The organism is Pleurocapsa sp. CCALA 161 (genome assembly GCF_003003995.1).
In the GTDB taxonomy this organism is placed as follows: domain Bacteria; phylum Cyanobacteriota; class Cyanobacteriia; order Cyanobacteriales; family Xenococcaceae; genus Waterburya.
In genome coordinates this window covers 1-10,641 of the sequence record NZ_PVWF01000135.1, presented here as the reverse complement: position 1 = coordinate 10,641, position 10,641 = coordinate 1, and the positions used below count along the sequence as shown (strand labels likewise).

General features: G+C 40.0%; 8 protein-coding genes and 1 pseudogene. 3 read left to right on the top strand and 6 right to left on the bottom strand.

The window, feature by feature from the left end; genetic code table 11:
• Window positions 1-78: 78 nt before the first annotated feature.
• Window positions 79-1,194 (bottom strand): transposase, encoded by a 1,116-nt coding sequence (locus C7B62_RS21590; protein ID WP_106242193.1) that lies wholly within the window; start codon window positions 1,192-1,194, stop codon window positions 79-81.
• Between the two features lie 65 nt (window positions 1,195-1,259).
• On the opposite strand from C7B62_RS21590, the gene C7B62_RS21585 reads away from it, so the two are divergent.
• A complete protein-coding gene (locus C7B62_RS21585) occupies window positions 1,260-1,661 on the top strand; it encodes a hypothetical protein (protein WP_106242191.1) in 402 nt (133 codons plus the stop codon).
• A 123-nt stretch (window positions 1,662-1,784) separates the two neighbouring features.
• Here the strand turns inward: C7B62_RS21585 and C7B62_RS21580 are convergent.
• Window positions 1,785-1,931: pseudogene (locus tag C7B62_RS21580) on the bottom strand (RNA-guided endonuclease TnpB family protein); the annotation flags it as partial.
• Window positions 1,932-2,007: 76 nt separating this feature from the next.
• On the opposite strand from C7B62_RS21580, the gene C7B62_RS25865 reads away from it, so the two are divergent.
• Window positions 2,008-2,151, top strand: coding sequence for a hypothetical protein (locus tag C7B62_RS25865; RefSeq protein WP_158260725.1), 144 nt, complete (start codon window positions 2,008-2,010; stop codon window positions 2,149-2,151).
• Window positions 2,152-2,318: 167 nt separating this feature from the next.
• Here C7B62_RS25865 and C7B62_RS21575 read toward each other — a convergent pair whose 3' ends face one another.
• The 4 genes from C7B62_RS21575 to C7B62_RS21560 form a co-directional block, all read right to left on the bottom strand.
• Complete coding sequence (locus C7B62_RS21575; RefSeq protein WP_106242187.1) at window positions 2,319-2,558, bottom strand: response regulator; 240 nt, start codon at window positions 2,556-2,558, stop codon at window positions 2,319-2,321.
• Between the two features lie 173 nt (window positions 2,559-2,731).
• The gene (locus C7B62_RS21570; protein ID WP_106242181.1) at window positions 2,732-3,100 is read right to left on the bottom strand and encodes a response regulator; all 369 of its coding nucleotides are present in this window, start codon (window positions 3,098-3,100) and stop codon (window positions 2,732-2,734) included.
• 37 nt (window positions 3,101-3,137) lie between these two features.
• The gene (locus C7B62_RS21565) at window positions 3,138-5,603 is read right to left on the bottom strand and encodes an ATP-binding protein (RefSeq protein ID WP_106242178.1); all 2,466 of its coding nucleotides are present in this window, start codon (window positions 5,601-5,603) and stop codon (window positions 3,138-3,140) included.
• Window positions 5,600-7,543 (bottom strand): response regulator, encoded by a 1,944-nt coding sequence (locus tag C7B62_RS21560; RefSeq protein WP_106242175.1) that lies wholly within the window; start codon window positions 7,541-7,543, stop codon window positions 5,600-5,602. Before C7B62_RS21560 ends, C7B62_RS21565 begins: the two co-directional genes overlap by 4 nt.
• 1,037 nt (window positions 7,544-8,580) lie before the next feature.
• On the opposite strand from C7B62_RS21560, the gene psaA reads away from it, so the two are divergent.
• The coding region (gene psaA, locus C7B62_RS21555) for a photosystem I core protein PsaA (RefSeq protein WP_106242173.1) at window positions 8,581-10,641 on the top strand (2,061 nt) is incomplete at its 3' end.

Below are 10,641 nucleotides of genomic sequence, written 5' to 3'. Positions count from 1 at the left end.
CGGCTGAATTGAGCTTTTTGGCAAAGTCAAACTCTCTGGCTAGATCCTTGCAGATACTATACAGATCGGCTTTATTACTCAGATCTTGCACCTAATCAGACAAAAATCAAAACCAAGTTCATTTAACCAGGGAATAACTGTTTGTATTTGATTCAAAAGAGACAGTAGTAAAACATGAGGAAGTAGTAAAGTAAGTGCAATTTGTGCAGAATTAAACCAATCTAAATTATCGGAGTCACCTAAATGTAAATAAACCCAGTAAGCTAATAAATAAGAAATCAAAGAAAGAATTAGCCACCGATAAACTCCTAATAAGGTTTTTTGACCAAAACGATGAAGACTAAAACAATGCTTAACAGTCTTGAAAAAACCTTCTATTTGCCATCTTTGTTTACCCCAGCGAGTAATAGTTTTACCTTTCATTGGTTTAGTTGAGATAATAAAACGTTGAACTCTTTTACCATCTCGTTTTAGCCATACCCAAGACAAAAATACAGGAATATCTAACCCATTCAAATAAACTTGTTGTCCGCGAGTTTTTACTTCACATATTTTTCTTCCATCTTGGAGTTTTCTCGTTTTAGCGACACCAACTAGAGCATAATAATTATTTTGAATGTGAATTTTAGTAACTAATTTAATCGTACCAAACGCAGTATCACCTAAAATATAAATCTGAAAAGATTGAGTTAAGATTGATGGCAAATTATTGATTAACTTTTGAGCTAACTGAGAAGGAGAAGCCGTCCCTTTCCCTCTATAAACACGGAAACTCCAAGGGAATCGCCAGTTACCTATGACCAAATACATAACTACAATATGCAGCCCTTTCTTGTGATTATAGACTCTAACTAAATCATTGAGATGAGGAAAATTGCCAACTTTTTCTAATGTTGTTAAGTCGAGCATGACTTGAAGAATTGGCTTTCTTCCCCTAATCCTTTGATATAAGATTAAATTTAAAATATAAGAACGAACTGTTCTAATTATGGAACGAGTTGACCAATTATAATAATTGAGAAATCGGCTGATAGCACTTTCTGATTTTGTTCGACAATGATGAGGAACAGCATTACCTTTTCCAGAGAGAAATAAACCCAAAATAGATTCCAGGGTTTCTTGTTGATAAATACTGGGCATTAGCTGTTTCAAAGTTAAAAGTAATTCTTCTGCTTGAGGTAAAATGTGATTCATTAATTTAGTTCACTTTATCAATAGAGAACTAATCTATCAGATTTATCCTACCTAATTACTCAAAAATGCCTCAAAAAGAAAGTGAACTACAAAAGGAACAACGAGCCGAACGCATTAGTGCAACAATCGCTCTGTTACAGGCACAAAAGTCTGAAATTGAAGCATCAGGGATTGTAGCTCCTCCTGGATGTTCTGTCGCACGATATCAAGCGAAAGGGCAGAAACATCATTACTGGTATTATCAATTCAGAGCCAATCATGCTATTTTTCCCAAAACCAATAAGGAGAATGAGTATTCTCGTTTTCAACATTTAGGAAAGGCGGGAAGTAAAGCACACATAGATGGAGTTTTAGCAGTGATTAGAAGAAGTCAAATTGATGAATTGACTAAAGCTATTGATGGACTAAACGAAAGTTGGTCAGATTTATATAGTAATGAAGAAAAAGTTGGTCATCGGGTTGAATAAATTATCCTTGTTGACTGGTTTTTATTAATTTTTGATATTAGTTCGCTTTATTTAATAGAGAACCGCGTGTCATCTTCTCCATACAAGCACTTCATCTATTCATTCTCATATCAACTTTTCTTGGTGCAAGATCTGAGTATTAGTGCCTTGATTATCCATCCAATAGCGAACGGCTTTGTTCCGAATGAACTGGGCAGTTCGGATGGCTTCATCAATGGCAGAATATTGCTCTGCTGTACCGTGTTTTAGTTTAGCTTCTCTAACTATCATGGTTCTATGATGACATAGTTTTATCCAGAAAAACACAGATAAAACATCAAACATTTAATGGATTGAGCAAGGGATTTTGTTTGTTCGCTCATACACCCGCTCATCTACTGCTGGCTACGCATCGCATCCCGTGAGCGGGTGCAATCACTCTCGCACTCGCATTCATCCCACCACCAAACGGAGTACCGTTCTGGTGGGGGCATTCTGCTGTTCTAGGTAATTATACTAAATCCGCTGGGCAAAGGTAATGTTTAATCAAGCCGCTTGAAGTACATTCTGAATGGACAAACGGCTAGAGGCGATCTCTTCAAATGTTTGAGAATCTGTAATTCTATATCCATTATCTGGTCTGACTTCTAGCCAACAATAGTTAAGTTCCTCTTAATTTTAATTCTTGGAGCGTGACAAAAGAGGGATAATTAAGTCATAATCAAAAGCCTCAACAAAGTTCCGTGCAGCTTGAGCATTAGCAGCAAAGTCAACGACGTAATTTTGTTCGTTCAAAGCTTCCGTAAGTAATTCACCAATAGAGCGATCGCTTTCAACTAACAAGAGCTTTCCCTTCGATCTAAATTGATTGCGGTTTGTCAACTTTTTGAGCCATCGGGATAGCTGAGAGAGAATCATTGCTGTTCTTAGTTAATCTGAGCTGAGGAATGGTCATGGGCTGTTCTTGTTAAATTCTTATTCAAGAAATTAGCAAATGGTGGCTCTTTTTGTAAATACTAAACAAAGAATCGGAATAATTAATGAAGCTGTATTTTGAGCAATAGAACTGCATTGATCATAATCAATAGTTGTTAACTCAAAACTTGAGCTACGCGGTCTGCTAAATTAAACGGATCGTAGGGTTTAGTAATTACATCAAACACCTGTAGTTGAGTAAAAGATTTTAGTTCGGCTGGTTGAGCTTTTGCCGTCAATAAAATTACGGGAATAGAGCGAGTGACAAAATTAGCCTGTAGTTCAGAAAAAGTTTCCAAACCATCCATAACGGGCATCATCACATCTAATAAAATTAAATTGGGCTGCTCGGCGATCGCTTTGATTAAGCCTTCTTGACCCGAACTGGCGGTGATAATTTCCCAATCCCCAGTTATCTCCAAGCAAATTTGAGTAGCTTCTCGCACGTCGTCGTCATCATCGATTATCAAAATTTTCTGATTCATTACTATTATCGGCGAACGACCGTTCGCCCCTAACTGCTTATTGATCCCTAATTGGCAAAACAAAACAAAACCTACTTCCCTTACCCAAACTGCTCTCTACCCAAATCTGACCGCCGTGTTGCTGCACAATACTACGGCAAATAGCCAGTCCCAAACCCGTGCCACCGCGATCGCGAGAATCGGAAGCATCAACCTGTTGAAAGCGATCGAAGACTGTTTCTAAGTGTTCTGGAGGAATACCTCTACCGCAATCTTGCACTTGAAATCTGACTGTATCATCATTTTGGAGGCGGGCATCTAGAGTAACCGTAGTCTGGGGGGATGAGAATTTGATGGCGTTGCTAAGGAGGTTAGTTAAGGTTTGGATAATGCGATCGCGATCGATCCATAGCTCAACTGATAAGGGTTCAACAGCGATCTTAATCCCAGCTTTATCAGCTATACTTTGGACAATTTCTACGGCATCATTCATGACATCGGCAGCATTACAACTTGATTTAAGCATGGTTACTTTGCCAGACTTAATCCGTTCTAAGTCTAGAATGTCATTGATCAAACGCACCAAACGGTTGGAATTATCTTGGGCAATTTCGATTAAGCGTTGGCTTTTAGGAGATTGAGGATCGATCCGACCACTAGAAAGCAGGCTAATGGAACTACGAATTGAAGTTAAAGGGGTTCGCAGTTCGTGACTAACGACTGAGACAAATTCATCTTTCATGCGATCGATAATTTGTCGTTCGGTAATATCTTTAAAAATTACTACTGCCCCTACAATCTGCTCTTTTTCTAGAATGGGCGTACTAACATACTCTACAGGAAAACTAGACTTGTCTTTGTGGGTAAATATTTCGTTGGTTACATGATGTACTTTCCCTGTTTGAATGGTTTGATAGATAGGATTTTTTGACCAGGGGTAAACAATTCCCTCGGCTGTGGAGTGGTTGACAATCTCCTGCATCGGCTGGTTTTGTAGTTCCTTTACGTCATAACCTAGTATTTGTGCCGCAGCGGGATTAATAAAAGTGATTCTACCTTTGAGGTCTAATCCATAAATGCCTTCTCCAGCCGAATTTAAAATTAATTCGTTTTGATGGCTAACTCGTTCTAGATCGGCTCTGGTTTTTAGGCGATCGCTGATTACTTGAACTAGTTCCTGATTAGTTCGTTCTAATTCTGCTGTCCGTTCTTGTACCCGTTGTTCCAAACTAGTATTGAGGGCGTTTACCTGTTGGTAAAGCTGATATTGATAAATGGCGATCGCAAAGTGACTGCCCAGAATTTGCGCTAGTTCTATTTCACGCTCTGTCCAGGGAAAGGCTTGATTAAGCTTGATTTCGCGCCAGATTTCAAAGGATTGCAGTGCAACTTGATTGCGGGGGTCATTAAAATCTGGTCGTTTTGCCCAAATAGTTTCTAGATCAATTCCCTGACGAAAGATGCTTAAATAACCTAATTGTTTCTGTCTGTATTCTAGCTGAATGGTTAAAATGCTTTTAATCTTGGTTGGTCTAAATGCGCGATCTAGGCTCGATGGTAGTAAATTGGCATCAAGTTTAGCGATCGCCCAGGGTTGGATTACATGATCAGTTTGCATTGTCTTTTGTAGCCATGCTTGCCAGTCTGGATGTTTTTCCATCGGCATGGTTAAGGACAATTTTTGCTTAACTTCCCCTGGTAGTAAGACAGGCTGTTCTCCAGAAATATATAGTTGAGCCATAGACTCAGAGTTTGACGGCGCAAGATAAACTCTTCCTCCCGAACCTTTTAGAGCTAAAACAGTTTGCTTTAACGCTTGCTGTAGCTGCATCTGGGTCATAGAGTGGAGAAATTTACCCACACGGTTAATAGATGCTTCTTGCTGTGCCTGAAGGCGAGTTGACTCTAGTAAATTTGATTGAGCGATCGCAATTGAGGTCTGATCGGCTACTAACTGAACTACTTCTAATTCTCTAGGGGTAACTATCCGAGGGGAACTATGATGAGATACTAATAATCCCCAGAGATGGTCTTCATCCATAATGGGAACTACTAAAGAAGACTGCACCCCCATGGCAGTTAAATACTCGGCGTGACAGGGATCGACAGTACGAAATTGAATATGATCGCGATCGTCATCTTCGGGCAACGAACTCATGCCGATTTGTCTTGAAGCGACGTTCACAATGGTTCGTTCGCGCTTAGTTCGATATAGCTGGCGAATTTCTAAAGGAATATCTTCGGCGGGAAAATGTTGACCTAGTAAAGAGGGTAATTTTTTTTCCTCTAATGATTCAGCTACTACCTCCCCACTACTACTAGGTTCAAATTGATAAACTTTCACCCGATCTGTGCCTAAAAAAGCCCGCACCTCATCTGTGACACCCGCCAGAATTACTGATAGTTCCAAAGATTGACGGATACGATTAGTCATTCGATGGAGCAACATTTCCAAGGAATTAGGCGTTTGGCAATTAACACTGGGAACATCTGGTTGCTCAAAATCTAGTTGTTCGTTATTCATGTAATCAAACTTGTAAGTAATTGACCTCGATTGAGGTGATTGAATATTTTAGGGACTAATTCTGAAGGCGAGACAACTTTGCTAATACAGTCATTTGCTCCTGCGGTTAAAATCTGATGTACAGTGTTTAGATCGTGATGAACCGTAAAAAACAAAATAGGTAACTCTCGCCAACGCAGATCGTTTCGTAATGATTGACATAGTTCAATACCAGAAAAGTGAGGCATATTAACATCCAAAATCAATAAATCGGGCTTCAAGCGATCGATAATCTGCCAGAAATCTAGGGGATTATCTAAAATGGTTAGCTCTATTTTTAGAGGGTTTAGTAAGTTATCGATCGCTGCTAGAATTTGCGGATCGTCATCCACCGCTAACACTTTTGCCACCTTGTGTTGAGATTGTTGTAAGGCTTTAACGATCGCTTTGGTAGCTTGAGCATCTAATGATGCTTCTTGTAACAATACGTGACCGCCTAAACGAGCAATTTGAGCGCGATCGCTTTGTTCGTGGCGATCGGTCAACAAAATCACTGGGACAGGTATTTTAGCGTTAATAATTAAAGCAAACTGATCCAAGATTTTGGCACTACAGTCAGCTAAAGAAAATTCCCAAACCACTGCATCAAAATTCATCTGAAGAGCCTTCTTCATTGATGAGGGTTGAGAAACCAGCGCAAAGATTGTACCTATAGCGGTCATCTCATCTACAAGCTGCTGCACCAATTCAGGATGATTATCTACAGCTAAAATCACTGGTCGATTGCGAGTCAGAGCGTTGTGGGGGTTTCCCCCATTGTAGCGATATCCGAAGGTGTATCCTTTAGGACTGACGAGGGTGCGGTTAACGGGGTTTAACTGAGATTTAAAATTTGGTTTTAAAGCTTTTTTCAAAGCTATCAATAGCTGAGAAAATTGTTTACTTCGGTTTGTGTCTAATTCAATTTTTAATAGTTGTTCCATTTCTAGTGCTAAATGAGAGCCTTGAGAAAAACCAAAGACCCCCAAACTCCCCGCTAGCTTATGGGCAGCCCACTGCGCCTGCTGTAAAAGCTGACCTGTTAATTTCCCTGCTTGCCAAGCCTGGTTAGCGCGTTCGAGGATTGCCAACCGTTCGTGATACGCTCCCTCATACCTTTGCCAAACTTCTGCTAATGCTGTTGTAGTTTTTTGACGGATTTGTTCTGTTTGGCGATCCCGAAGGGTACGCGGAGCGTAATCGCTTTGATTTATTTCACAATCTGACAATGTTGATTTGGCTTCGATATTCAGTGGCTTGAGACGATACCCCACGCCATAAATAGTCTCGATTAAATTAGCATCAGCCCCTACCTGCTTAAGTTTACGCCGTAGATCTTTGATATGAGCGGTAACGGTACTTTCGCTGGGTGCTTCTTCTATATCCCAAAGACGATCTAAGATCTGCTCACGAGTTAAAACGCGATCGCCACTACGTAAAAATAGCTCTAGTAAGCGATATTCTTTGGGAGTTAAATTTAGTATTTGTTGGTGATAAATTACTTCCTGGGTGGCAGGATTAAGATTTAAGTTTCCCCATTGTAAGATTGGCGATGCTATAGAATTTCGACGACGTAATAACACACGAATACGAGCTAACAATTCGCTAATTTCAAAAGGTTTAACTACATAATCATCTGCCCCTGCATCTAGTCCAATTACTTTTTTGTCGTTAGAATTTTGAGCAGTTAATAATAGTACAGGGGTTTGATTTCCTGCATTTCGTAGTTTTTTACAAAGCTCAATTCCATTTAGTTTTGGTAGTTCAATATCTAGTATAATTAGCTCATAATCATAAGCCTCAACCATCTCCCAGCCTAAGTCTCCTTCGGTTGCTAGGTCCACAACATAATGGCGATCGCGTAGAATATCTACTAAAGTTTGAGCAATAATTTCATCATCTTCAACTAATAGTATTTTCATAAAATATAGTCCATAATGTCTTAAAATCTACGATCTAACTGTAGATTGGCAATTCTAAAAAATATACTTGAAAAACAGCAACTAACCAAGTTTTGAAACTTGCGTTCTCTTTTTTACTTCTACACAAAAATTAGCAATCAAAATCATTTTTTCACAAATATTTATAATATAAATACACTGAAATAGCTGAACTATTTTCAAATTGTGATTTAGATTTTGGCTTCATATACTTTTGGCTATTGGAGCTATGTAGATACATCGATAATGTTAAAAGGTAGTAAAATACCTAGAGCTAAATAATTCAATAACCCAAGCCTAAATTGAGCCGAGTGAGTAATTAAAGTTTTGTAAAAACCTTTAGACCTTTGAGGATTTAGCTATTATCTTCTGCTATAAAGTTTAAGTAGAGCAATTATAAATATTGCAGCTAAGATTTAGTTTTTCAAGATCATTCATTTCAATTAGATAAAAGTAGTCGAACGGGTTGTCTCGTTTGATTGCTGTTCAAGCTATTAATAACGATTCTTACTTCTGGCCTCGGAAACCGCAGTAAGAATCGGCGTTTACCCTTTTAGCAAGGAATTTTTTAGTTATGATACACGGCGCAGATTTAGCATATTCTGACAAAACTGATTTAGCTTTAGAGAGAGATAAGCTGGATCACAAGTATCTTCGTAAGCTTGAGTAATAAATATACTGCTGTTATTGATTACGGCTCATCACCAAAAAACCAAGATTGGCTCAGAAATATTTTTAGTTAGCGATCGCGATCTAATCTTTAACTAAAGAAAAGCTGTTAAGAGCAATCAGTTGTCATGCAAACATGATGTGATGGTCATTTCAAAATAATCTACTAAACACCAATTAAATCAATCATTTAACTCACTTTGTTCGTAGCTAATTAACTATTGAACTATTGGCTATTAACTTATTAACTCTAAAGTTCATTTGATTGAAAGGCTTAAAGCTTGGCACGAAGCAAGCTTAAGAGCTAACTATCAGTAACTAATAATTATTGAAGATTGAAGGAGAAAATAATGACAATTAGCCCTCCAGAATCGGAGCAAAAGGCGAAAGTTGTTGTAGATACCAATCCCGTACCTACTTCTTTGGAAAAGTGGGCAAAACCAGGACACTTTGACCGCACTCTAGCCAGAGGTCCTAAAACTACAACTTGGATTTGGAATCTACACGCTGACGCTCATGATTTTGATTCTCACACCAGCGATTTAGAAGATATTTCCCGTAAAATATTTTCGGCTCACTTTGGACATTTGGCGGTAGTCTTTGTCTGGCTGAGTGGCATGTATTTCCACGGTGCGAGGTTTTCCAATTACACCACTTGGTTAGCAAATCCGACCAATATTCGACCCAGCGCCCAGGTAGTTTGGCCCATTTTTGGTCAAGATATACTCAATGGCGATATGGGTGGTGGTTTTCACGGCATCCAGATCACTTCTGGTCTATTTCAACTCTGGCGTGCTGCTGGTTTTACCAATGAGTTCCAGCTTTATTGTACGGCGATCGGTGGTTTAGTCATGGCTGCCTTAATGATTTTTGCTGGCTGGTTTCACTATCATGTCCGCGCCCCCAAACTGGAATGGTTTCAGAATGTTGAGTCGATGATGAATCATCATTTAGCAGGATTGCTAGGTTTGGGTTCATTAGGCTGGGCGGGACACCAGATTCACGTATCTCTGCCAATTAACAAGCTGTTGGATGCTGGGGTTGCACCGGCGGACATTCCTTTGCCCCATGAATTTATCGATGCTAGTAGGATGGCGGAACTATATCCTAGTTTTGCTGAAGGATTGCGACCCTTCTTTACTTTAAATTGGGGAGTTTACTCGGATTTTCTGACTTTCAAAGGCGGTTTAAATCCCGTCACGGGGGGCTTATGGCTATCCGATACGGCTCATCATCACCTTGCTTTAGCAGTAGTCTTAATTATTGCGGGACACATGTACCGTACCAACTGGGGTATCGGTCATAGTATGAAGGAAATACTGGAGGCACATAAAGGACCATTTACAGGTGAAGGACACAAAGGACTGTATGAAGTTCTAACTACTTCCTGGCACGCACAGCTAGCTATTAATTTAGCAATGTTGGGTTCACTCAGTATTATCGTGGCGCATCATATGTATGCAATGCCGCCTTACCCCTATTTAGCGACTGACTACGCGACCACCTTATCTTTGTTTACCCATCATGTTTGGATTGGCGGGTTTCTCATAGTTGGTGCTGCTGCTCACGCTGCTATTTTCATGGTGCGAGATTACGATCCAGCCGAAAACGTTAATAATTTATTAGATCGCGTGTTACGTCACCGCGATACGATTATTTCCCATCTAGTTTGGGTATGTCAGTTTTTGGGCTTCCATAGCTTTGCGATCTATTGCCATAACGATACGATGCGCGCTTTTGGTCGTCCCCAAGATATGTTTTCCGATACGGGAATTCAATTGCAGCCAATCTTTGCTCAGTGGATACAAAACCTACATACTCTAGCACCTGGAAACACTGCTCCTGGATTACTTGAGCCTGTAAGCTATGCCTTTGGTGGTGGAACGTTAGCGATAGGGGGGAAAGTGGCAATGATGCCGATTCCTCTAGGTACGGCAGATTTTTTAATTCATCACATCCATGCTTTTACCATTCATGTCACAGTGTTGGTATTGCTCAAAGGGGTTCTATACGCTCGCAGTTCTCGCTTAATTCCCGATAAGGGTCAACTGGGCTTCCGCTTTCCCTGTGATGGGCCAGGACGAGGGGGTACTTGTCAGGTATCGGCATGGGATCATGTTTTCCTCGGTCTGTTCTGGATGTATAATTCCCTGTCGATTGTAATTTTTCACTTCTTTTGGAAGATGCAGTCTGATGTCTGGGGATTAGTAAACGCAGATGGAACGATAAGTCATCTTACGGCGGGTAACTTTGCCACTAGCTCGATTACCAATAATGGTTGGCTGCGGGACTTTCTGTGGGCGCAGGCTTCGCAAGTAATCAATTCTTATAATAGTGCGCTTTCGGCTTATGGAATTATGTTCCTAGCAGGACATTTTGTCTTTGCCTTTAGCCTCATGTTTCTCTTTAGT